Origin of the sequence: Sphingobium sp. JAI105, assembly GCF_015752145.1 — a bacterium.
Lineage (GTDB): Bacteria > Pseudomonadota > Alphaproteobacteria > Sphingomonadales > Sphingomonadaceae > Sphingobium > Sphingobium xenophagum.
This window is the reverse complement of sequence record NZ_JADOUC010000001.1, coordinates 1,205,030-1,227,753: the sequence shown is the minus strand read 5'-3', so window position 1 is coordinate 1,227,753 and position 22,724 is coordinate 1,205,030. Positions and strand designations below refer to the sequence as shown.

20 protein-coding genes and 2 pseudogenes are annotated in these 22,724 nt (G+C 63.8%); 15 read left to right on the top strand and 7 right to left on the bottom strand.

Annotated features, from left to right (window positions below; genetic code table 11):
* Window positions 1-548: 548 nt before the first annotated feature.
* Window positions 549-674: pseudogene (locus IWY39_RS05770) on the top strand (IS66 family transposase); the annotation flags it as partial.
* A gap of 31 nt (window positions 675-705) precedes the next feature.
* Here IWY39_RS05770 and IWY39_RS05765 read toward each other — a convergent pair.
* Window positions 706-1,877 (bottom strand): IS3 family transposase gene (locus IWY39_RS05765; RefSeq protein WP_107124077.1). Its coding sequence is split into 2 segments (ribosomal slippage): window positions 706-1,613 and window positions 1,613-1,877, totalling 1,173 coding nucleotides; the frame shifts between segments, so codons are not numbered across the junction.
* Window positions 1,878-1,941: 64 nt separating this feature from the next.
* Here IWY39_RS05765 and IWY39_RS24435 point away from each other — a divergent pair.
* Window positions 1,942-2,022: pseudogene (locus tag IWY39_RS24435) on the top strand (NAD(P)-dependent oxidoreductase); the annotation flags it as partial.
* A gap of 22 nt (window positions 2,023-2,044) precedes the next feature.
* Here the strand turns inward: IWY39_RS24435 and yghU are convergent.
* Complete coding sequence (gene yghU / locus IWY39_RS05755) at window positions 2,045-2,914, bottom strand: glutathione-dependent disulfide-bond oxidoreductase (RefSeq protein WP_107125159.1); 870 nt, start codon at window positions 2,912-2,914, stop codon at window positions 2,045-2,047.
* Window positions 2,915-2,987: 73 nt separating this feature from the next.
* Window positions 2,988-3,422: a universal stress protein gene (locus tag IWY39_RS05750; RefSeq protein ID WP_107125266.1), complete on the bottom strand. Its 435-nt coding sequence runs from the start codon at window positions 3,420-3,422 to the stop codon at window positions 2,988-2,990.
* Between the two features lie 327 nt (window positions 3,423-3,749).
* On the opposite strand from IWY39_RS05750, the gene groES reads away from it, so the two are divergent.
* Together groES and groL are read left to right on the top strand one after the other, a co-directional pair.
* Complete coding sequence (gene groES / locus IWY39_RS05745; protein ID WP_007704439.1) at window positions 3,750-4,037, top strand: co-chaperone GroES; 288 nt, start codon at window positions 3,750-3,752, stop codon at window positions 4,035-4,037.
* A 50-nt stretch (window positions 4,038-4,087) separates the two neighbouring features.
* The gene (groL, locus tag IWY39_RS05740) at window positions 4,088-5,734 is read left to right on the top strand and encodes a chaperonin GroEL (protein WP_107125160.1); all 1,647 of its coding nucleotides are present in this window, start codon (window positions 4,088-4,090) and stop codon (window positions 5,732-5,734) included.
* 64 nt (window positions 5,735-5,798) lie between these two features.
* On the opposite strand, the gene IWY39_RS05735 is transcribed toward groL, so the two are convergent.
* Window positions 5,799-6,473, bottom strand: a complete 675-nt coding sequence (locus IWY39_RS05735; protein WP_196871403.1) for a GNAT family N-acetyltransferase — start codon at window positions 6,471-6,473, stop codon at window positions 5,799-5,801.
* Window positions 6,474-6,665: 192 nt separating this feature from the next.
* Here IWY39_RS05735 and IWY39_RS05730 point away from each other — a divergent pair, with 192 nt between their 5' ends.
* Window positions 6,666-8,621, top strand: a complete 1,956-nt coding sequence (locus tag IWY39_RS05730; RefSeq protein ID WP_019051741.1) for a putative bifunctional diguanylate cyclase/phosphodiesterase — start codon at window positions 6,666-6,668, stop codon at window positions 8,619-8,621.
* Between the two features lie 20 nt (window positions 8,622-8,641).
* On the opposite strand, the gene IWY39_RS05725 is transcribed toward IWY39_RS05730, so the two are convergent.
* On the bottom strand, window positions 8,642-9,604 hold the full coding sequence (locus IWY39_RS05725; protein WP_026002618.1) for a crotonase/enoyl-CoA hydratase family protein: 963 nt from the start codon (window positions 9,602-9,604) through the stop codon (window positions 8,642-8,644).
* Window positions 9,605-9,841: 237 nt separating this feature from the next.
* On the opposite strand from IWY39_RS05725, the gene IWY39_RS05720 reads away from it, so the two are divergent.
* Together IWY39_RS05720 and tgt are read left to right on the top strand one after the other, a co-directional pair.
* Window positions 9,842-10,021 (top strand): hypothetical protein, encoded by a 180-nt coding sequence (locus IWY39_RS05720; RefSeq protein ID WP_017184363.1) that lies wholly within the window; start codon window positions 9,842-9,844, stop codon window positions 10,019-10,021.
* Between the two features lie 39 nt (window positions 10,022-10,060).
* Window positions 10,061-11,191, top strand: a complete 1,131-nt coding sequence (gene tgt / locus IWY39_RS05715; protein WP_017184362.1) for a tRNA guanosine(34) transglycosylase Tgt — start codon at window positions 10,061-10,063, stop codon at window positions 11,189-11,191.
* 45 nt (window positions 11,192-11,236) lie between these two features.
* Here tgt and IWY39_RS05710 read toward each other — a convergent pair whose 3' ends face one another.
* Both IWY39_RS05710 and IWY39_RS05705 read right to left on the bottom strand, forming a co-directional pair.
* A complete protein-coding gene (locus IWY39_RS05710; RefSeq protein ID WP_107125267.1) occupies window positions 11,237-12,748 on the bottom strand; it encodes a sensor histidine kinase in 1,512 nt (503 codons plus the stop codon).
* 103 nt (window positions 12,749-12,851) lie between these two features.
* The gene (locus IWY39_RS05705) at window positions 12,852-13,097 is read right to left on the bottom strand and encodes a NepR family anti-sigma factor (RefSeq protein ID WP_130752523.1); all 246 of its coding nucleotides are present in this window, start codon (window positions 13,095-13,097) and stop codon (window positions 12,852-12,854) included.
* A gap of 289 nt (window positions 13,098-13,386) precedes the next feature.
* Here IWY39_RS05705 and IWY39_RS05700 point away from each other — a divergent pair, with 289 nt between their 5' ends.
* From IWY39_RS05700 to IWY39_RS05670, 8 genes are all read left to right on the top strand, one after another.
* On the top strand, window positions 13,387-14,178 hold the full coding sequence (locus IWY39_RS05700; RefSeq protein WP_019051747.1) for a response regulator: 792 nt from the start codon (window positions 13,387-13,389) through the stop codon (window positions 14,176-14,178).
* 81 nt (window positions 14,179-14,259) lie between these two features.
* A complete protein-coding gene (locus tag IWY39_RS24310) occupies window positions 14,260-14,391 on the top strand; it encodes a hypothetical protein (RefSeq protein WP_017184358.1) in 132 nt (43 codons plus the stop codon).
* A 119-nt stretch (window positions 14,392-14,510) separates the two neighbouring features.
* Window positions 14,511-15,179 carry a sigma-70 family RNA polymerase sigma factor gene (locus IWY39_RS05695; protein WP_019051748.1) on the top strand — a complete coding sequence of 223 codons (669 nt, stop codon included), beginning with the start codon at window positions 14,511-14,513 and terminating at the stop codon, window positions 15,177-15,179.
* Between the two features lie 52 nt (window positions 15,180-15,231).
* Window positions 15,232-15,513 carry a hypothetical protein gene (locus IWY39_RS05690; protein WP_017184356.1) on the top strand — a complete coding sequence of 94 codons (282 nt, stop codon included), beginning with the start codon at window positions 15,232-15,234 and terminating at the stop codon, window positions 15,511-15,513.
* A 306-nt stretch (window positions 15,514-15,819) separates the two neighbouring features.
* Window positions 15,820-17,208, top strand: a complete 1,389-nt coding sequence (locus tag IWY39_RS05685) for a TIGR03013 family XrtA/PEP-CTERM system glycosyltransferase (protein WP_017184355.1) — start codon at window positions 15,820-15,822, stop codon at window positions 17,206-17,208.
* A 10-nt stretch (window positions 17,209-17,218) separates the two neighbouring features.
* The gene (gene prsK / locus IWY39_RS05680; RefSeq protein ID WP_107125268.1) at window positions 17,219-19,291 is read left to right on the top strand and encodes an XrtA/PEP-CTERM system histidine kinase PrsK; all 2,073 of its coding nucleotides are present in this window, start codon (window positions 17,219-17,221) and stop codon (window positions 19,289-19,291) included.
* A complete protein-coding gene (gene prsR / locus IWY39_RS05675) occupies window positions 19,291-20,655 on the top strand; it encodes a PEP-CTERM-box response regulator transcription factor (RefSeq protein WP_017184353.1) in 1,365 nt (454 codons plus the stop codon). Before prsK ends, prsR begins: the two co-directional genes overlap by 1 nt.
* Window positions 20,652-22,688: a tetratricopeptide repeat protein gene (locus IWY39_RS05670; RefSeq protein WP_107125162.1), complete on the top strand. Its 2,037-nt coding sequence runs from the start codon at window positions 20,652-20,654 to the stop codon at window positions 22,686-22,688. The genes prsR and IWY39_RS05670 overlap by 4 nt, the downstream gene beginning before the upstream one ends.
* Window positions 22,689-22,724 lie beyond the last annotated feature (36 nt).

Below are 22,724 nucleotides of genomic sequence, written 5' to 3'. Positions count from 1 at the left end.
CTGCGCACCGCGACCACACGGCGGCGAAGCCAGCGCACCGCGCCTGGAAGGCAAATATCGGGCCCGCGTGCTGCGTCTGCGGCGGCTTCCATGCTCCGCGCCGACGCGGCGATCCCAGCGCTGCGATCAATCGCGGCAAGCGAACCGGGCAGGCGAGCGGCGAGAAAATCCGGGAGCAAGCTGAATGTTATGCGCCCTTGTGGGCAATAGCAGCGAGCGATCCGTACACCCGGGCTGGTCAGGCGCGCATAACTGCCGTGACGCCGAAATGCACAGCCACCGTTCGGGTGGAGCGGGCAGCGCGACAGTCGCGCGCGCCGCCACTCCTGTGTGGCGACATAGTCCTCGATCGTCGACCTGGTACGCAATGGTATCTGCAACTTCGCCCCCGCACGCGGCGGCCGCCAACAGCAAGGTCGCGGCTTTTATCTGGAGCCCAGCGCGCCGAAATCTCCGGCAAGCACGGACTATATCCCAAAATACCCCAGATAAAACCATGCTCTGGATAATGGCTCTTATGTCGAGATCGACATAAGAGCCACGCGCGCCGGAAATTTACCGACATCTTGGACAAGAGCCCGTCACCGATCGCGGCGGAGGCGGTTGTGCGGATCGCCGAGCTCTTCGCCATCGAGCGCGACATCAAGAGCGCGCCACCCGATGAGCGACGATGATCTGCCCCCACCGAGTGGACCGATTGGTTTGTTAGTGCATTAAGCTCATCGCCGCCATATCCGGGTGGAGGTGGAGCGAAGCGGAACCGGAGGCCGGATATGGCGGTGTCGCCGTTTCCGGGGCCGGTGGTCGATAGCCCAGGCTGCTATGCGGGCGGACGGTGTTGTAATGCCGCCGCCAGGCTTCGATCAGCACTTTGGCCTCGGCAAGGCTGTAGAAGATCTCGCCGTTGAGCAGTTCGTCGCGAAGCGACCCGTTGAAGCTTTCGTTATAGCCATTCTCCCATGGTGAACCCGGCGTGATGTAGAGCGTCTTCACGCCGATCTGCCCCAACCATTTCTGGACGGCAGTCGCGATAAATTCGCTGCCATTATCGGACCGTATATGCGCCGGTGGCCCGCGCGAGATGAACAGGTCGGCGAGCGCTGCCAGAACATCCTCATGCTTGAGCTGCCGCGCGACGATGAGCGCCAGGCACTCCCTGCTGGCCTCGTCGATGATCGTCAAAATGCGGAACTTGCGCCCGTCATGCGTGCGCCCTTCGACGAAGTCGTAGGCCCATACATGACCTGGATATTCGGGCCGCAGGCGGATACAGGATCCGTCGTTGAGCCATAGGCGTCCGCGCTTTGGCTGGCGCAGCGGAACCTTCAGCCCCTCACGCCGCCAGATCCGCTCAACGCGTTTATGGTTCACCGTCCATCCCGCATGGCACAGCAATGCCGTCACCCGGCGGTAGCCATAGCGACCATATTGCTTCGCCAAAGCGATGATATCCTCTGTCAGTGCCTGTTCGTCATCCGCCCCGCGCGGCACCTTGCGCTGTGTCGATCGATGCTGACCCAGCACCCGGCATATCCGTCGCTCGGACACCGGAAGCTCTTGTCGCAAATGATCGATGCAGCGCCGCCGCCGCGCAGGGCTCAGAAGTTTCCCTTGGCAGCCTCCTGCAGGATCAACTTGTCCAGCGTCAGGTCCGAAATCGCCCGGCGAAGACGCTGGTTCTCTTTCTCCAAATCCTTCATCCGCCGCGCCTGGTCGGTCTTCAGCCCGCCATATTCCTTCCGCCAGCGATAATAGGTCTGCTCGCTGACCGCGATCCGCCGGCAGGCCTCCGCTGTCGAGGCCCCCTGCGCCAGCACAATCTCAACTTCACGCAGCTTGCCGATAATCTCTTCCGGCTTGTGCTTCTTGCTCGGCATTCATTTTCCCCTTCGTGGTCCAGACTATCATAGTCTCTGGGCCACTCAGCAGGGGGCAGATCACTTTGCCGATTATGCCATCGCGCTGGTCGATGAAATCGAAACGCCGCGCCACAGCCGCCAGCGCTTTACCGTCGGCTATTGATGCGGGGGTAGGCGAGGGGGCGTTATGCGGCCCCCTCCACCTTGTCCTGCGTCCTGGTTGCAAAGTCGCCCGCGTCGTGGCGCTCGTGCAATTGCTCGTTCAGCGGGCCGCTTGTCTTGTTGACGATCCGTCCGCGCGCCACCGCCGGGCGGGCGTCGATCTGCCTGGCCCAGCGCAGGACATGGGTATAGCTGCCCGCGTCCAGAAACTCGACCGCATCATAGGCGCGGCCCAGCACGACGCCGCCATACCATGGCCAGATGGCCATGTCGGCGATGCTATATTCATCGCCCGCCATATAGTCATTGTCCGCCAGATGCCGGTCCAGCACATCGAGTTGCCGTTTCACTTCCATCGCGTAGCGGTTGATCGGATATTCGTATTTTTCCGGCGCATAGGCGTAGAAATGGCCAAAGCCGCCACCCAGCAGCGGCGCGCTGCCCATCTGCCAGAACAGCCAGCTGAGCGCTGCCGTGCGCTTGGCCGGATCGGTCGGCAGGAAGGCACCGAATTTTTCGGCGAGGTAAAGCAGGATCGCGCCGGATTCGAACACGCGCTGCGGCGGGGAGACGCTATGGTCCATCAGCGCCGGGATCTTGCTGTTGGGATTGACTGCGACAAAGCCGCTGGAAAACTGGTCGCCATCGCTGATCCTGATCAGCCAGGCATCATATTCGGCGGCGCTGAACCCCGCCGCCAGCAATTCCTCCAGCAGGATCGTGACCTTCTGCCCGTTGGGCGTCGCCAGCGAATAGAGTTGCAGGGGATGCTGCCCCACGGGCAGATCCTTGTCATGGGTGGCGCCCGCAATGGGCCGGTTGATATTGGCGAACTGGCCGCCATTGGCCTTGTCCCACGTCCAGACGGCAGGCGGGGTATAGGTGTCGGTCATGCGCGCAGGCTCCAGCTTGTTCTACGCGCGGGAGGTAGGAAGCCAAGCGCCGTGCCGCAACCGCTGCACCTTTCTATCCGCCGCTATGCCGCACCACCAGCACACTGACCGGCGACTGATGGACGATGGCCGATGCGTTCGATCCCAGCAGCTTCGACGACATGGATGGCTGATGCGATCCGATGATGATCAGATCCGCGCCGGTTCGTTCCGCTTCACTGATGACTTCATCGCGCACCCTGCCGCGCCGGGTGGAAAAACTGACCTGCTCTTCGGTCAGTCCGGCCTGCATGGACCATTGCCGCATCGCGGCCATGGCCTCATCTTCCTCCCGCTGATCGAAATCGCCAACCAGCAGATCGGAATAGCGCGACGGCAGGTGGTAGCGCACGTTGAGCAGGTGCAGCTTCCCCTGCGGCCCAGCGATGGCGGCAGCCCTGGCAATGGCGGCCTTTGCATTTTCCGGATCGTTGATGTCGACCGCGACGACGATTGTGCCGAAATGCATCCTCTGTCCTTTCCTGTTATGACTGGACAACGAGGACGGCGGAAAAGCGATGCGACCGCCATCAAAGAATGCGCTGGCGACATATCTCGCCGGAACGCGCAACAGACGGGACATGTCGCCCGAAAAAATCACCGCGAAAATTTCGCTACTAATCCTTGACCCGCCTTTTGGTTGCACCATATGAGGGCGCGCTAGCACTCTCCTTCAATGAGTGCTAGCAGCGACGCAGTTTATCGGGAGCAGGATAAGGCGAGTGCGGTTTTCGGGGGGATTCATCCCCGGATCGCGCGCCGGACCGATCCCAAACAGAAGGGAAAGGCAATCAACATGGCATTTCGTCCATTGCACGACCGTGTTCTCGTCCGCCGCATCGAAGCGGAAGCTAAGACCGCCGGTGGCATCATCATCCCCGACACCGCCAAGGAAAAGCCGCAGGAAGGCGAGATCGTGTCCGTCGGCACCGGCTCGAAGGCCGAAGATGGCAAGGTTACCCCGCTCGACGTCAAGGCTGGCGATCGCGTCCTGTTCGGCAAGTGGTCGGGCACCGAAGTCAAGGTCGACGGTGAAGACCTGCTGATCATGAAGGAATCGGACATTCTGGGCGTTGTCGCCTAACTCGTTCCTTTTCCTGACTATTCCCATTTGCAAGAAAGAGGGTTTTTCCCATGGCTGCAAAAGACGTAAAATTTTCCCGCGACGCCCGTGAGCGCATCCTGCGCGGTGTCGATATCCTGGCCGACGCGGTCAAGGTGACCCTGGGCCCCAAGGGCCGCAACGTCGTCATCGACAAGAGCTTCGGCGCGCCCCGCATCACCAAGGACGGCGTCAGCGTCGCCAAGGAAATCGAACTGAAGGACAAGTTCGAGAATATGGGCGCCCAGATGGTGCGCGAAGTCGCGTCCAAGACCAACGACATCGCCGGTGACGGCACGACCACCGCGACCGTTCTGGCGCAGGCGATCGTCCGCGAAGGCATGAAGTCGGTTGCCGCCGGCATGAACCCGATGGACCTGAAGCGTGGCATCGATCTGGCCGTCATCAAGGTTGTCGAAGACCTCAAGGCCCGTTCCAAGCCCGTCGCCGGGACCAAGGAAATCGCCCAGGTCGGCATCATTTCGGCCAATGGCGACACCGTGGTTGGCGAAAAGATCGCCGAAGCCATGGAGCGCGTCGGCAAGGAAGGCGTGATCACGGTTGAAGAAGCCAAGGGTCTCGAATTCGAGCTGGACGTCGTCGAAGGCATGCAGTTCGACCGTGGCTATCTGTCGCCCTATTTCGTGACGAACCCGGAAAAGATGTCTGTAGAGCTGGCTGATCCGTACATTCTGATCCACGAAAAGAAGCTCAGCAACCTCCAGTCGATCCTGCCGATCCTCGAAGCGGTCGTTCAGTCGGGTCGCCCCCTGCTGATCATTGCTGAGGACATTGAAGGCGAAGCGCTGGCGACCCTGGTCGTCAACAAGCTGCGCGGTGGCCTGAAGGTCGCAGCGGTCAAGGCCCCTGGCTTTGGCGATCGTCGCAAGGCGATGCTGGAAGATATCGCTGTCCTGACCAAGGGCGAAGTGATCTCGGAAGACCTGGGCATCAAGCTGGAAAACGTCACGCTGGCGATGCTCGGCACGGCCAAGCGCGTCACCATCGACAAGGACAACACCGTCATCGTCGATGGCGCTGGCGACCATGACTCGATCAAGGGCCGCACCGACCAGATCCGTCAGCAGATCGAGAACACCACCTCGGACTATGACCGTGAAAAGCTCCAGGAACGCCTGGCCAAGCTGGCTGGCGGCGTTGCCGTCATCAAGGTTGGCGGCGCTTCGGAAGTCGAAGTCAAGGAACGCAAGGACCGCGTCGACGACGCCCTGCACGCTACCCGTGCGGCCGTCGAAGAAGGCATCGTCCCCGGTGGCGGCACCGCTCTCCTCTATGCCACCAAGGCTTTGGCCGGCATGAAGGGCGCGAATGACGACCAGACCCGTGGTATTGACATCATCCGCAAGGCGATCGAAGCGCCGCTGCGCCAGATCGCCCAGAATGCGGGCGTTGACGGTGCCGTGGTTGCCGGCAACCTGCTGCGCGAAAATGACGAAACCCGTGGCTTCAACGCTTCGACCGACGTTTATGAAAACCTGGTGGAAGCCGGCGTGATCGACCCGACCAAGGTCGTTCGTGCGGCCCTGCAGGACGCGGCATCGGTTGCTGGCCTGCTGATCACCACCGAAGCGGCGATCTCCGAAGTGCCTGCCGACGACAAGGCGCCGATGGGCATGCCCGGCGGCGGCATGGGCGGCATGGGCGGCATGGACTTCTAAGTCCAACGCTCTCGCTATGACAAGGAAGAGGCCGGTGGAGCGATCCACCGGCCTTTTTTATCGGTCAGCGCACCAGCACCGTCATCGGCAGTCGCGCGCGCACGGCAAAGCCCAGCGTCTCATAGAGCGCGATCGTCCGGTCGTGGGCGGCATAGGCGTGCAGGAAGGGCGTTTCGCCCCGGTCCAGCATCGCCTGCATGACGATCCGCATCAGCGCGCTCGCCAGACCGCGTCCGCGAAAATCGGGATGGGTGCAGACGCCGCTGACCTCCGCAAAGCCGGGCAGGCGCATGCGCTCGCCCGCCATGGCGACCAGTTGCCCATGGTCGCGTATCCCCACGAAGCGGCCCAGCCTGTGGGTCAGCGGGCCGAAGGGGCCGGGCCGTGTCAACAGTGACAGCGCGCGCATATCCGCCGCATCGCCTTCGTCCAGCACCTTCCATTCAAGCGGCGGGGCGGGGGCAGGGATAACCTCCTTGGCAACCATCTGCGCCAGCATCGCGGTCCGCGCGATGGTCATGCCCGGCGGCGCGACCGCGACATCCTGCCCGACCAGCCACATCTCGCTCTCGCCCGTCGCCAGCGCCGCCAGTGCCGTCAGCCTGTCCGCATCGTCATCCGCGCTCGCCGCAAAGGGGCCATAGGCGGGATCGATCCGCAGCGCGTCTCCATCGCCCTGCGCCAGCGCCGCCCAACCGCTGCGAAGCGCGTGCCAGACGGGGCGATCAAGCAGGTGCATCGGGCAGGCTCCAGGCTATGGGCTAAGATGCGGGTGGCATATCAGCCCGACTGGCCCGTTCAAGCCGCGCATCCCCCTTTCTGTCTCTGCTGCTGCGGCATTAACCAAAAAATAAAGGGAAAATGCGACACCGGGTCAGGGAACCGGAGACCCGCCAATTTGCGCGCTTTGAGGACATTGCTGGAAAAGCGCATGGCGCAGCGGACGGGGCAGGAAGCCGACGTGCGGCAGAGCCTGGTCGAATCCCTTTATGCGTCTCCTGCATCCCTGACCATCGGCGCGGCCACCGGCACCGCCGTGGGGATCGCCATCAGCAGCCTGAGCGATTTTGCCGCGATCCACGCGGTCGTCATCGCCGTGTGCGTCGTTGCCGCACTTCGCGTCGTTTCCGCCATTTTCTTTCATCGCCAGCTGGTTCGCGGCACAGCCGTCGCCTCGCGCAACTGGGAATTGGCCTATGAGCTGGGCGCCTGGGCCTATGCCGGGTTGCTGGGGCTGATGGGCTTTGTCACCCTGATCGGATCGGGCAATCCGGTCATCCACATGCTCAGCGTGTCGATGGCGACGGGCTATGCCGGCGGCATCTCCGGCCGCAATGCAGGCCGCGTCCAGATCGCCATCGGGCAGGTGTGCCTGGCCCTGCTGCCGACCGCGACCGGGCTGTGGATGGAAGGATCGACCGGCTATCGTGTCCTGTCGATCGCCATGGTCGCCATGGTGCTGGGCCTTGCCGAAATCAGCTCGACCACGCACCGAATCGTCGTCCAGGCGCTGATCGGCAAGCGTGACAAATCGCTGCTCGCTGAAAAATTCGAGCGACTCGCGCGCTTCGACAGCCTGACCGGCCTTGAAAACCGCATGGCGATGCAGATGCGGCTGCGCGACATCTTCGAAACCAGCCAGAAGCGCAATGACGCTGTGGCGATCCTGTGGATGGATGTCGACCGGTTCAAGGAAATCAACGATTCGCTGGGCCATATGGTCGGCGACCAGTTGCTGCGCGCCGTGGCGGAGCGGCTAGACGAAGTCGTGCAGGGCCGGGGCCGGATCGCGCGTTTTGGCGGCGACGAATTTGTCATCATCTGCCCCGATACCGACAGGGTGACCGCAGCGGCGATCGCGCAGGAAATCATCACCTATTTCGGCCATGGCTTCGACCTGTCGGACAATCATCTCCAGGTGACCGCGTCCATCGGCATTGCGGTCGCGCCGCAGGATGGGCGCGACATGGACGAGTTGATGCAGCATGCGGACCTCGCGCTCTATGAAGCCAAGCGGGAAGGGCGCAACCGCGCATCCAGCTTCAACTGGTCGCTCAAGGAACGCTTCAACCGTGTCCATGAGGTTGAAACCGGGCTGCGCCGCGCGCTGGAGACCAACGAACTCAAATTGCTCTTCCAGCCGATCGTCGATCTGGAAAGCGGCCATATCGACGCTTGCGAGGCGCTGCTGCGCTGGGATCATCCGGTGCTGGGACCGATTTCGCCCGGCGAATTCATCCCGATCGCCGAAAGCATGGGCATGATCGAGGCGATGACCGGCTGGGTGCTGCGCGAAGCCTGTATCGCCGCGGCCTCCTGGCCGGGCGAAGTACGCATCGCCATCAACATCTCGCCCGCCTCGCTCAAGTCGCACGAGCTGCCCGGCAATGTCATTGCGGCGCTGCTGGAGACGGGGCTACCGGCCCGGCGGCTGGAACTGGAAGTCACCGAATCGATCTTCCTGGACGACAGCGGCCAGACCAACACGATCCTGCGCGAATTGCAGCGCATCGGCCTGCGGCTGGCGCTCGACGATTTCGGCACCGGCTATAGTTCGCTTTCCTATTTGCGTTCCTATCGGTTCGACACGCTCAAGGTGGACCAGAGCTTCATGGCCGGGGTCAGTTCCAATGCGGAGGATCGGGCGATCGTGCGCGCGATCGGCAATCTGGCGCGGGATCTGGCGATGGACACGGTGGCCGAAGGGATCGAAACGCCCGATCAGCTACTTCATGCGCGCGAGGCTGGCTTTACCAACGTGCAGGGCTATTTGTTCAGTCGCCCGGTGACGAGCGAGCGAGTTGCGGAAATGATTGCCGCCGGCCCGCTGGAAGGGGCGGAGCGCCCCGATCCCGTCATCCGCAAGCGGCCGCAGCGGCAGGCCTGACCCGCCGCCGCAGGGCTGCTTCAGCGCAGCTTGGTCTGCGCCGACGCCAGCCGACGCATCATCCGCAGGTCGCGGTCGGACAGGGATAGCGCCGTGTCGGTCCATGTTTCGACAATATCGGTCAGTTCGGCCAATGTCAGCGGATTGACCCGCCGACCCGCCCGGTTGATGCCGACATAACCGGCATGATGGGCGCGATGGTCGCGAATCCATTGCGCGGTCGCCGCTTCGCCCTCGCCCGTTTCGACGACCTTGGCGACGATGCCCATCTCGCACATCTCGTCCGCGCTGTAGATGCGCCCCTCGGCAATCATCTCGCGCGCCAGCACCGGGCCGACGCGCCGCGACAATATCGAATAGGCGCCCATGCCGGGGAACAGGCCGAACAGCACTTCGGGCAGGCCGAACTTGGCCTGACGCTCGGCAATGATGACGTCGAAGCACATCAGCGCCTCCAGCCCGCCACCCAGCGCGTCGCCCTGCGCCAGACCGATATTGATGATGCTCATGTCGTTGCAGTGCCAGATGCGATCGACGATCTCGCAACAGGCGACGCCATAGCTGAGCAGGGTGGCGCGGTCGCGGCGCTGGATGCACTCGGCGAACATCTCCAGATCGCCGCCCAGGTTGAACACGCCGGGAAAGCGTGACCCCAATACCATGAATTTAAGCGGACCGTCGCGGCCGCTGCCGTCGGCACCGCCATAGACGCGCTTGCTTTCGCGCTGCCACGCCATCGTGTCGCGAATCAGGCCAAGATTGGAATTGGGCCGTTCATGCGGAGTCATGAAGGCCCACAATGTCGCCAGCTCCTCGTCCCAGCGCACGTCGATCTGGCCCAGATCGAACAGGGTGGAGCGGCTGGTTGGAACCGCAATTTCCGCTACGGAAAAGGCGGGTTGATCGGTGTCAGGCGCAAAATGCTCCTCACTCGCGGTCTCGACCACGTCCCTTGCCGGATTAAACCGTCCTGAATCAATCATGTGCGTCCCCGTTTTTCTATTACGACTGAACAGAACAGGCTCGCAGGGAGGATGCAATGAACCCTCCATCAATGAACAGAGCGTTAACTATTTTTGCTCAGCACTGTTGCAAACGCGTCGTCACAAATCGGCCCGAATGCGACTCGCTGTGGTGGAAATGCAACAAATCGACCTGCCATGGCCTCTGTTGATCGTCGCTCAGGCCTTTGTTAACCTTTATTAATTAGCAACGGTCGAATGAACGACCGCGATCAGGACTCCAAATTTGTCACGCTGGCCCTCCACGATGCGACGGGTGCAGCATGGCCGTTGCGCCTGTCGGCGGACTGCCTGCGCTTCATCGGTCCCTATCGCCGGGTCGAAGGCTTCAACGTCGATGCGCTGATGCTGTTTGAAGGTGTGCGCAAGGCGGGCTGAACCCTTGTGCCAGCGCCCGTTCGCTCATAAACGGCGCGCGTGACCCAGCCCCGTTTTTCCTTTTCCATCGCCGCCACTGACGGCAAGGCGCGCACTGGCGCTATCCAGATGCGGCGCGGCGAGATCCGTACGCCCGCCTTCATGCCGGTCGGCACTGCCGCCACGGTCAAGGCGATGCGCCCGGCCGAAGTGCGCGCGACCGGGGCGGACATCATATTGGGCAACACCTATCATCTGATGCTGCGTCCTGGCGCGGAGCGTATGGCGCGGCTGGGCGGCCTGCACGGCTTCATGGGCTGGGACCGGCCGATCCTGACCGACAGCGGCGGTTATCAGGTCATGAGCCTGTCCGCACTGACCAAGATGAGCGAGCAGGGCGTCGCCTTTTCCAGCCATATCGACGGGTCCAAGCATATGCTGACCCCGGAACGGTCGATGGAAATCCAGCGCTTGCTGGACAGCGACATCGTGATGGCGTTCGACGAATGCACGAAAAATGGCTGCACCCATGACGAGGCGGCGCGCTCGATGGAGCGATCGATGCGCTGGGCGAAACGTTCGCGCGACGGCTTTGATGCTGGCGGCGATCATGCGGAACGTGCGGCCCTGTTCGGCATCCAGCAGGGATCGCTGGATGAAGGGTTGAGGCGGCAATCGGCCCAGCAACTGATCGACATCGGCTTTGACGGTTATGCCGTGGGCGGCCTTGCGGTGGGGGAAGGGCAGCAGGCGATGTTCGCCACGCTGGATTTCGCGCCGGACATGCTGCCGCAGGACAAGCCGCGCTATCTGATGGGCGTGGGCAAGCCCGACGATATTGTCGGGGCGGTGGAGCGCGGCATCGACATGTTCGATTGCGTGTTGCCGACCCGGTCGGGCCGCAACGGACAGGCCTTTACCTGGGCGGGACCGCTCAACATCCGCAATGCGCGCTTTGCCGAAGATACAGGGCCGCTCGATCCGCGCTGCACCTGCCCGGTCTGCACGACCTGGAGCCGCGCCTATCTCCATCATCTGGTGAAGGCGGGGGAAATGCTGGGCGCGATGCTGATGACGCAGCATAATATCCATTTCTACCAATCGCTGATGCAGGCAATCCGCGACGCGATCGCGGCTGGGCAATTCGCCGCCTTCGCCGCCGATTTCCGCCGCGATTATCAACGCGCCTGAGCAATGGGTCATGTTCCCAACGGGGGGCAGTGATGTTTTCGCGCTTCAGGGGATGACGCTGATCTCGATCTTGTAGCCGCCCTCTTCGGCGTCATGGTCCAGCGGCGCGCGGAGCTGACGCGACAGGCCGGTCAGCACCCGGCCATAACGTTCGGCCAGATGGACCGTCATCGCGTCCGATCCGCGCAGCCCGTGCGACCGGACGCTCAGCAGCGCACGATCGTCGCGATCCGCCACCGCCCGTACCGCGATCCGCATCGTGCCTTGGGGGTCCAGCATCATCGCCAGTTCGACCAGTTCGGTCAGCAGGAAGGCGATCGGCACGGCAACATCCTGACTGATGTGCAGGTCGTCCGCGTCGATCTGAATGCCAAAGCGGCGCGCTTGCGCGGGCGCTGTGCCGCGCAGGCTGGCGGACAATTCGCTGATCAGCGGGCGCACGCCTACGCCGCGATTATCTTCCAGTTCCGCGAAATGATTGCGGTGGACGACCGAAAGCGCATCGACCCGCCGCTGGATCGAGGCATAGGCTTCCACCGCTTCGGGATCATGGGCCGATCGGGCATGCAGGTTGATCAGGCTGGCGATGATCTGAAGGTTGTTCTTCACCCGATGATGCACTTCACGGGTCAGCTTGCGCTGTGTTTCCAGCCCCTGCGCCATTTCCGCTTCATGGGTGGCGACATCTTCGCTGATTTCGCGGAAGGTTTCGCCCAGCGCGACAATTTCCTGCGCCGGGGTGCGCACCTTTTGCAGCGGCTCCAGCACTTCGCCCGGATGATAGGCCGCAACCGAACGGCGCAGCAGCACCAGCGGGCGGATCAACAGGCGATTGACGACGAACCAGCCGACCGCCGCCGCCGCAAACCACATGACGAGCGGCAGGAAGAGCGAGAGCAGCCGCGCCAGGGTCGCCGGCGGATCGCGCACCGTCATTGTCAGCACCATGTCGGGCGGGTCGAGCCGCGCCGACAGGCTGCTGGCGCGGCCAGCGATCTGCGCGCCGCCGGGACGGCTGATGACCATGCGAGCGTCGCCCTGCCGCAAGGTGAGCTGCCGGTTCTGCAAGGCCGTTGCAGGATCGGCGACGCTTTCGAGATGGGCCTGCGAATAATAGGCAAGGCCGACCAGCTTGCCATTGCGGCTGCGGACCCGGCTTACCAGGACGTTCGATGCGGGCAGAAGTTGCGCAGCCCTGCCCTTGAAGCGGGCGCCAAAGACGATGCCAGCCGGTTCGGGCGCGGCTGATCCGCACAGGCGCCTGCCGCGCCGGTCGTAGATGTAAAACAGCCCGCCATCGCGGTCATGCGAGGTCAGGAAAAGCTCCAGCCGCTGGCAGATACTCTGGTCGCCACCGGCGTTGGCCAGGGTGTTGACGGTCAGTTCCAGTGCCGTCCGGTCCGATAGCAGATCCGCCGTCAGCTTGCGCGCGCTCTGCGTCACGGCGACGCGGAGCAGGGCGTCCTTTTCAAGATCTGCGGTGCGGATCGCCTGAAGCGAGGCGATCAGCGCGATCAGCCCCAGCGGCAAAAGGGCCAGCGTCAGGATGAGGAACATCTTGACGCCCGTTGACCGGAGCAGACCGGCAAACGGCACGCCCGGCAATCGGGCGGCTCCGGTGCGGGCGGCCGGAGGAAGGCTGCCCCCGTTCATGGCTGTATCAGTCCAGCTTGCTCAGCAGATCGAGCATTTCGGAGGGAATATCTTCATCCACGGCGCGCTGATACACGGTGCGGAGCGCCTGGGACACATGGCCATCTTCCTTGGGGGCACGCTTGCGGCGTGACGAAGCGGCAGGTTGGCCGCTGTCCGGGCTGGTCACGCCATCTGGCTTGCCCCCTCCCGCCGCCTTACGTTCCGTCGATGAAGAAACCAAAATGAGCCCCTCTGAAGCAATATCCGACACGCCAGTCTGCCCGTATTTGCGGGATTCTTATAGAACGTCAATTCGCCGTTCTACGCGATTGATACAAAATTCACGATAAAATCGAAAAATCCATATGGCTGCGAAACAAATCTGCCCGTTGATGGTTCCGGCGAGTGAAGCATTTTTTCTACGGCCGCGCTTTTGGCTATGTTTGGGGGCAGGGGGTTGCCATGACGGCAGTGACATTCCATCCTTTCCCATGCCGCCATAGGCAGGCACCGATGCTTCGGGATTTTACGCCCATTTTGGGCAGGGAGAAGATTTGACGATGTCGCTTGGACAGCAATTGCACCCCCATCTTCCGTTCCTGCGGCGCTACGCTCGTGCGTTGACTGGCAGCCAGGCGCATGGCGACACCTATGTCCGCGCGACGCTGGAAGCGATCGTCGCCGCGCCGGAGGAATTTCCGTCCGACGTCGACCCTCGTCTGGGCCTGTATCGTACCTTCCACGCCATCTGGTCCTCTTCGCACCTGGAAGATATTCCGATGTCGGTCGGCGGCAGCCGCGAAGCGATTGCGCAGGCGCGCCTTGCCCGCCTGACCCCGCTGCCGCGTCAGGCTTTGCTGCTGACTGCGCTGGAAGGCTTCACCATCGACGATGTAGCCTATCTGATCGACATGAGCAGCGCCGATGTGGAAGCGCTGGTCGAAGAGGCGCTGGGCGAGATCGAGGCGCAGACACGCGCCAAGGTGCTGATCATCGAGGATGAGCCGATCATCGCGATGGACATCGAAACCATCGTCCGCGATCTGGGGCATGACGTCACCGCCATCGCCGTAACGGCGGAGGATGCGGTGCGTGAAGCGCTGGCCGATCGTCCGGGGCTGGTGCTGGCGGACATTCAGCTGGCCGACGACAGCAGCGGCATCGATGCGGTGAAGGACATTCTTGCCGAATTCTCCGTGCCGGTCATCTTCATCACCGCTTTTCCGGAACGGCTGCTGACGGGCGAACGGCCCGAACCGACCTTCCTGATCACCAAGCCGTTCCAGCGATCGACCGTCAAGGCAGCGATTTCGCAGGCTTTATTCTTTGACGAGGCGACCGCGCCGGCCTGAACGGCGCCGCCTTTATGACGCAATGTTGGAACTCCCGATCATCGCTGGCGTTAATGAGGCGTAACGATCGGGAGACGGGCAATGGTTGAACCTGAAAAGCATATCGCGACCGAAGACGCGCGCAGCGGGTCGACGGAGCATGTCGTGCGGTATGTGCTGGGTATTTCGCTGGCACTCGCCGTCATCGTGATGCTCTTCGTTCTCTGGCGCTGACGGCGCGGATTGCGGAAACTGCTTTTTGACGGCACATGATTTAGGATGCGGGCGCATTTATGGCTTTGACGATGTCGGTTCATGGGATGAGGACGGCAACCAGCAAGGGGGGCGTACCCATGACTGATCATGTTGGCGACAGCCACGACGCTATCGGCGCAGAGATTGTGTCGGCCGAAGATCGGGCGCCACTGTCGGACGCCGACTTCAAGCGTGAGCTTGCCGCGGTAATTCCGCATCTGCGCGCTTTTGGCCGGTCGCTGTCGGGCAACCGCGATACGGCGGACGATCTGGTGCAGGAAACCCTGTTGAAGGCCTGGGCGGCGCGGCAGCGCTTTCAGGCTGGCACCAACATGCGCGCCTGGACCTTCATCATCCTGCGCAATCATTATCTGTCGCAAATGCGCCGTTCGCGCTTTCGTGGCGATTGGGACGACCTGACGGCCGATCGCATCCTTGCGGCACCTGCGTCGCAGGACAAGCATGTCGAACTTAGCGACATGCAGCGCGCGCTGCTACAGCTACCCCAGCCGCAGCGCGAGGCGCTGATCCTGGTGGGCGCTGGCGGTTTCGCCTATGAGGAAGCCGCCGAAATTTGCGGCGTCGCCGTCGGTACGATCAAGAGCCGCGTGGCCCGCGGTCGCGCCGCGCTGGAGCAGATCCTCGAAAGCGGGGAACTGCCATCGCGCCGCAGCCAGGAAACGACCGAAACGGCGGTGCTGGACGAAATCATGGATGATGTTGACCGGCTCAGCCGGGGCCGCGATCATGGCCCGCTGGAGGACTGACCGGAACGATCGCCCGACCTTGCCCGTTGTAGCTCGCATAAGGAGACGCAATATGGGCGATACCCCCTTAGAACGGGACGATCCGCCGACTCATTTCACCACCACCGAGCCATCGCGTGGCAGCGGGGTCGTGTTTGCGCTGGTTGCGCTCGCGCTGATTTTGGCCATCGGTTTTTTCTATCTGACCAACGATCGTCGCGATGATCGCCAGGCTGAAGCCGTGACGAGCGCTGCGCAATCGGTCGATGATGCGGCCAAGCTGGTCGGTGACGCGGCCAAAAATGCAGCGGACAAATTACGCGACGGCAACGGATCGAAAGCGGCGGATCAATAGCGGCGCGATAGGCTGACACTGTAAAGCGGCTGGAGCGCGCAATCATCGCGTGCGCCACCCCCATCCCATCACACAAAGCCGATCCCTTCAAAGCCGGGGGTCGCCCATAATCCTGCGTCGGAGCCGATCGGGGCGAAGGCGAGGCTTTTAGAAGCCGATAATCCCCATGGCTGATCATGGGTTGACCGCGATCGGCGCACAGATTCAGGATTTCTTTGCCATTTTCGGGCAGGGTATGGCCCTGTCGGATTTTCTTACAGTCATTGTAAGGCCAAGTCCGACACCACCGGGACCGATAGTGCGACGATGATCAGGCTGTTCAAACATTATGTGCCGCATGCCGTGCTGCTGCTGGGGCTGCTCGATTTCGTGCTGCTGCTGTGCGCGGCGGAGGGCGGCTGGATATTGCGCGCGCGCCAGATCGGCATGGATATCGATCATGTGATGACCCGCATGGGCCCATTGCTCAGCTTCGCCGTCGCGATCCAGACCGGCATGATCGCGGTCGGCGTCTATGGCACCGAAGCGCTGCAATCCATCCGATTCGCCTTTGCGCGCCTGCTGGTCGCTGTGTCGCTGGGCGTCATTTTCCTCTCCGTCCTCTATTTCCTGCTGCCCGGCATGACGCTGTGGCGCTCCAATTCGCTCTACGCCATGGGGCTGGCTATGGGTCTGCTGCTGGCGGTCCGGCTGGTGCTCGGCTCGATGCTGGGCGGCGAGGCGTTCAAGCGGCGGCTGGTCGTGCTCGGCGCGGGCAATCGTGCCGATCGCATCCGCGAACTGGAAAAGAAGAAGGGCGCTGGCTATCTCGTCGTTGGCTATATCGCCATGAATGACGGGCCGCAGGTGGTGCAGGAAGCGATCAACCGCAGCGCCATCTATAATCTGTCCGATTTCGTTGTCCGCCTGAACGCCAGCGAAGTGGTGCTGGCGCTGGAGGAACGGCGCAACGCCATCCCGATGGCGGACCTTTTGCGGATCAAGACCACCGGCGTCCATGTCAACGATCTGTCGACCTTTCTGGAGCGGGAGACAGGGCGCGTCGACCTTGCCAGCGTCAATCCCAGCTGGCTGATCTTTTCGGACGGCTTTTCCGCCGGCCGCCGCATATCCAGCTTCGCCAAGCGATTGTTCGATATTCTGGCCAGTGCGCTGCTGCTGGCGCTGACCGGCCCGGTCATCCTGATCGCGGCGATATTGGTCAAGTTGGACAGCAAGGGGCCGGCTTTCTACCGGCAACAGCGTGTCGGCCTGTTCGGCCAGGAATTCTGGATCGTGAAGCTGCGCACCATGCGGACCGATGCGGAAGTCGATGGACAGGCGGTCTGGGCCGAAAAGGACGATCCGCGCATCACCCGCCTGGGCTATTGGCTGCGCAAATTGCGGATCGACGAACTGCCGCAGACCTGGACCGTGCTGAAGGGCGAAATGAGCTTCGTCGGCCCGCGCCCCGAACGCCGGCAGTTCGTGGAGGATCTGGAACAGCATCTGCGCTATTATGCCGAACGCCATATGGTGAAGCCCGGCATTACGGGCTGGGCGCAGATCAACTATCCCTATGGCGCGTCGATCGAAGATGCCCGGCACAAGCTGGAATATGATCTTTACTACGCCAAAAATTACACGCCTTTCCTGGACCTGCTGATCCTGATCCAGACGCTGCGGGTTGTCCTTTGGCCCGACGGCGCGCGCTGAGGCGCTCGATATGGGCACGCTGCTTCAATTTGTCGGCGATTGGGGCCATGCGCTGGCGGCCGTGCTGTTTGCGGCGCTGGGCATCTTCATCCTGCGGCGGCGGGAAGAGGCCGTTGAACCGCGCATGCTGGCGGTCGCGTTGCTGCTCACCAGCTGCTGGGCGCTCTACATATCCTTCGGCGGCGTTTCCAAACCGCTCAGCGGCATCGGCGAAAGCATCCGCAATGCCGCCTGGCTGCTGGCGATGTTCGTCATGCTGCGGCGCGGGCCGGTGGGCCGGGCGGGACCGATCCTGGCGATCAGCGCGCTTTACGCCGCTGTTGCCGGGCTGCTGCTGCTCCAGACATCGACCGATCTGATCTGGCGGCAATTGTCGCCCGACAGCGAGATGCATCGCGCGCTGGTCAACGTGTCGCTGGTGCTGCGGATGATGACCGCGATCGGCAGCCTGCTGCTGGTCCATCATCTCTACACCAACTGGCCCTCGCGTGAGCGGGTCGGGGTGGCGCTGTTGCTCGGCGCGCTGGCGGCGATGTGGACTTATGACCTCAATCTCTACGTGCTCTGCTATTTCGCGCCCGCCAGGGTCAGCGAACTTTACGCCCTGCGCGGCGTGCTGATGGCGCTGCTCGCCCCGGTGATCGCGGTGGGCATGCACAAGGATATGGCGGGCCGCCTGCAACTTTCGCGAACGCTGACCTTTCAGTCGCTCTCGCTGTTCGCCATCGCGCTCTACGTCATCGTCCTGACGGCAGCGGCGATCCTGATCGAACTGATCGCTGGCCCCTATGCCCGCGTGGTGGAAATCGGCGCCGTATTCTTCACCGCCGTCACCGCGCTGGTGCTGTTGCCATCGCCCCAGATGCGCGCGCTGTGGAAGGTGCAGGTCGCCAAGCATTTCTTCCAGCATCGCTATGACTATCGCACCGAATGGATGCGTTTTGGCGAGACGATCGGCCGCCCCGGCGACGATGCCGCGCCGCTGGGCGAGCGCGTGGCCAAGGCGGTCGCCGACATCACCGATTCGCCCGCTGCCATGCTGATGTTGCGCGACGAACAGGATGCGCTGACGTTCGAGGCGCACTGGAACTGGGACGGCGGCCTGCCCGATGGCGCTGCGCTGACGCCCGATATGGTGGCGGCATGGGAAAAGAGCGGCTGGATCATCGATCTTGGCAAACCCCGTACCGTGGATGGCGCTCTGATGTTCCCCGACTGGATGAAGCAGGACCGGCGCGCCTGGGCGTTGGTGCCGCTGGTCCATTATGGCCGCCTGATCGCCGCCATCCTGCTGGCCCGCCCGCCGATCGACCGGCGGCTCGACTGGGAGGATTTCGACATGCTGCGCGCCGCCGGGCGGCAGGCCGCAACCTATATCAGCGAGGCGCAGGGGCAGCAGGCGCTGGACGATGCGCAGCGGTTCGAGGAGTTCAACCGCCGGTTCGCCTTCATCATCCATGACGTCAAAAATCTGGTGAGCCAACTTTCGTTGCTCGCCCGCAATGCGCAGCGCCATGCCGACAATCCGGATTTCCGCGCGGACATGATCCTGACGTTGCAGGAATCGGTCGGCAAGATGAACGATATGCTCGCCCGCCTGTCGCAGCATAACAAGGGCAAGGCGGAGGAACCCCGTCCGCTGTCCCTGCGCGACATGGCCGATCAGGTCGCCCGCACCCGCGCGCGCCAGCATCCGGTCAATGTCGTTGGCACCGCGCCGCTGGCACTGGCCGATCCGGCGCGGGTCGAACAGATACTCACCCATCTGCTTCAGAACGCCATCGACGCCAGCGCGCCCGACAGCCCGGTCGATCTGCGCCTGTCCGCCGATGCCAGCGACGTGCTGGTGGAGATTATCGACCATGGCCGGGGCATGAGCGCGGAATATATCCGCCGCGATCTGTTCAAGCCCTTTTCCTCCAGCAAGGCAGGCGGCTTTGGCATTGGCGCGTTCGAGGCGCGCGCGCTGGCGCAGGCCATGGGCGGGCGGATCGACGTTGAAAGCAAGATGGGCGTCGGCAGCCGGTTCACCCTGCGCCTGCCGCTCGCCCCCCGGAACGACAGACAAGAGAAAGCCGCCTGATGAGCGACACCCGCCCCAAATTGCTGATCGTCGAGGATGATCCGGGTCTCCAGCGCCAGTTGCGCTGGGCCTATGAGGATTATCGGCTGTTCATCGCGGGCGACCGGGACGAAGCGATCGAGATGTTGCGCGCGGAAACGCCCGATGTCGTGACGCTCGACCTTGGCCTGCCGCCGGACCCGGACGGCACCAGCGAGGGTTTTGCGACGCTGGCGGAGATATTGCGGATCAAGCCCGATACCAAGGTGATCGTTGCGTCCGGCCATGGCGCGCGGGAAAGCGCGCTCGATGCGATTGCGGGCGGCGCCTATGATTTTTACCAGAAGCCGGTCGATATTGACGAACTGGGCATGATCGTCCGCCGTGCCTTCCATGTTCATGCGCTGGAGCGGGAAAATGCCCGGCTGGCCGACACCGCGCCGGATGATGGGCGGGTGCTGGGCCGCCTGATCAGCGCGGCGCCCGAAATGATGAAGGTGGCCCGCACGATCGAGCGGGTTGCGAGCGCGCAGGTTTCCGTCCTGCTGCTGGGGGCGAGCGGCACTGGCAAGGAGTTGCTGGCGCAGGGGCTGCATGATGCCAGCCCACGCCGGAACGGGGCGTTCGTTGCGATCAATTGCGCGGCGATCCCTGAGACGCTGCTCGAATCGGAACTGTTCGGCCATGAAAAGGGCGCGTTCACCGGCGCGGTCAAGACGACGCCGGGCAAGATCGAACAGGCGCAGGGCGGCACATTGTTCCTTGACGAAGTGGGCGACATTCCGCTGGCGCTCCAGGTCAAATTGCTGCGCTTCCTGCAGGAGCGGTCGATCGAACGGGTCGGCGGTCGCAACCCGATAGCGGTCGATACCCGCATCGTTTGCGCCACCCACCAGAATCTGGAGGAGATGATCGCGGCGGGCAGCTTCCGCGAGGATCTCTATTATCGCCTGGCCGAAATCGTCATCCGCATACCCGCGCTGAAGGACCGGCCCGGCGATCCGGCGCTGCTGGCCCGCCATTTTCTGGCGCGCTTCGCGCGAGAGATGAACCCGCAGGTCAAGGGGCTGGCCCCGGACGCCCTGGCCGCGCTCGACGCCTGGCCCTGGCCGGGCAATGTGCGCGAACTGGAAAATCGCATGAAGCGCGCGGTCATCATGGCCGATGGCAAGCTGGTGACGGCGGCCGACCTGGATCTGGACGAGGAACGCGCCGCCGGGGGTGAGGTCGTGAACCTGAAGGCCGCGCGCGAAATGGCCGATCGCCGCGCCATCCGCCGCGCCATCGCCCGCACCGATGGCAATATATCGGGCGCGGCGAAGATATTGGGGATCAGCCGCCCGACCCTCTACGATCTGCTCAAACAATATCAGATGCAGGCATGAGCCGGACGCGCATCTTCCTGATCGCCGGGATCATCGTCCTGCTGCTGGGCGTGGCGGGCCTGTGGCAATGGCGCGTGCATGAACGGGACGGGAGCGCCGCGCTGGCGCGGGGGCTGGCGGCGCTCGACCTGGGTGACGCGCGCACGGCGCGGATCGAACTGATGAACGCGATCAAGGGCGCGCCGCGATCCGTGGTCGCGCGGGAAGCGCAGGCGCGCACACTGGTGGAACTGGGCGACGGGGCAGGGGCGCAGGTCGAAGCGGCCCGCGCGCGCGCATTGGGTGCGCCGCCGTCGCAGACCCGCGCCGTCATGGCGCAGGCGCTGTTGTTGCAGGGCGATGCCGCCGCTGCGCTGAAGGAAGCGCGCGCCGCCGATGTGCCCGACAGCGACCTGGACATGGCTGCGCGTGTGATCGCGCGGGCCGCCATGGCGCAGGGGGACATGGCGGGGGCGCAAAAAGCGCTGGCCAACGCGCTGACGATCGCGCCCGACGATGCGGAAAACTGGGTCGAGCTTGGCCGCTTCCGGCTGGCGACCGGCGATCAGGCGGGGGCGATTGCGGCGGCTGACAGGGCCGTTGCGCTGAACCCTGCCGATGCCAAGGCGCTGACGCTGCGCGGTGAACTGACCCGCGCCCAATATGGCCTGACGGCGTCATTGCCCTGGTTCGACCGGGCGCTGGCGGTTCGGCCCGATTCGATTCCGACGATGGAGCAATATGCCGCAACGCTGGCCGATGCCGGGTCGGCCAGCGCGATGCTTGCCCTCACGCGCCGCATCCTGGCGCTGGACCCTGCCAATGCCCGCGCCTGGATGATGCAGGCGGTGATGGCGGCGCGCGCGGGCAAGGCGGATCTGGCCCGTTCGCTGCTGGACCGAACCCAGGGGCGGCTGGACGATGAACCGGCGACCCGCCTGCTGCGCGGCGTCCTGAATTTGCAGGAGGGCAACGCCGTCCTTGCTACCGAGGCGCTGGCCCCACTGGTCGCGGCGCAGCCCGACAATCGCACCGCCCGCACCCTGCTGGCCCGCGCCCAATATATGACCGGCGATTATGCCGCCGCCGCCACGATGCTGGCGCCGATCGTCGCGCAGCGCGATGCCGATCCCTATGTGCTGACGCTGGCCGCCCGTGCGCAGGAGGGGTTGGGCGACCGGGCGATGGCCGCCGACATGCTGGCCCGCGCCGCCTGGCCGGTGCGTGCTGCCGCCGATTCCTTTGCCAGCCCCCGCGACGCGGCTTTGGCCAGCGGGCCGCCGCCCGCCAGCACCGCCACCGCGCGCGACAATATCCCCTATATCCGGGCGCTGCTGAGCACTGGCCGCACCGGCGAAGCGTTGGCGCGCGCCCAATCGCTGAGCCGCGCCAATCCCGGTGCGCCCGACGCTTGGCTGATCCACGGTGACGCACTGGGCGCAGCGGGCCGCCCGGCCGACGCCGCGCGCGCCTATGAGGCTGCTGCCAATATCCGGTTCGACCGGGCGGCCGCCATGCGTCTTGCCGCGGCATGGGGGCAGGCGGGCAATGCCGTGCGCGCGGCGCAGGTCGTGCAGCTCTTCCTGACCCAGCATCCCAATGACGCCGAAGCCCAGCGCCTTGCCGCCGCCGTCGCCATGCAGCGGCAGGACTGGCGCACTGCGCTGCGCCTGTTGCAGGCAGTGCGGGCGCAGACCGGGAATGGCGACGCCGTGCTGATGGCCGACCTCGCCCGCGCCGCGCTGGAAATGGGGGATCGCCCGTCTGCGCTGGCCTATGCCGCCCATGCCTATCGCCTGATGCCCGCCAACCCGATGACCGCCGACATCTATGGCTGGACGCTGCTGCGCACCGGCGACAAGGGGGCGGCGGCGGTCGATCTGCTGGAAAAAGCGGTGGCGCTGGCGCCCGGCCACCCGGTGCTGCAACTCCATCTGGGGCAGGCCTATGCCGCCGCCGGGCGCAAGGATGATGCGAAGCTGGCGCTGGGGCAGGCAGCGGCTACCAATTTTGCGGGGCGGCAGGAGGCGGTGGACGCGCTGGCGGCGCTGTAAAATCCTCCGCCCTGAGTCGCGTTGTCGCGTTGCATA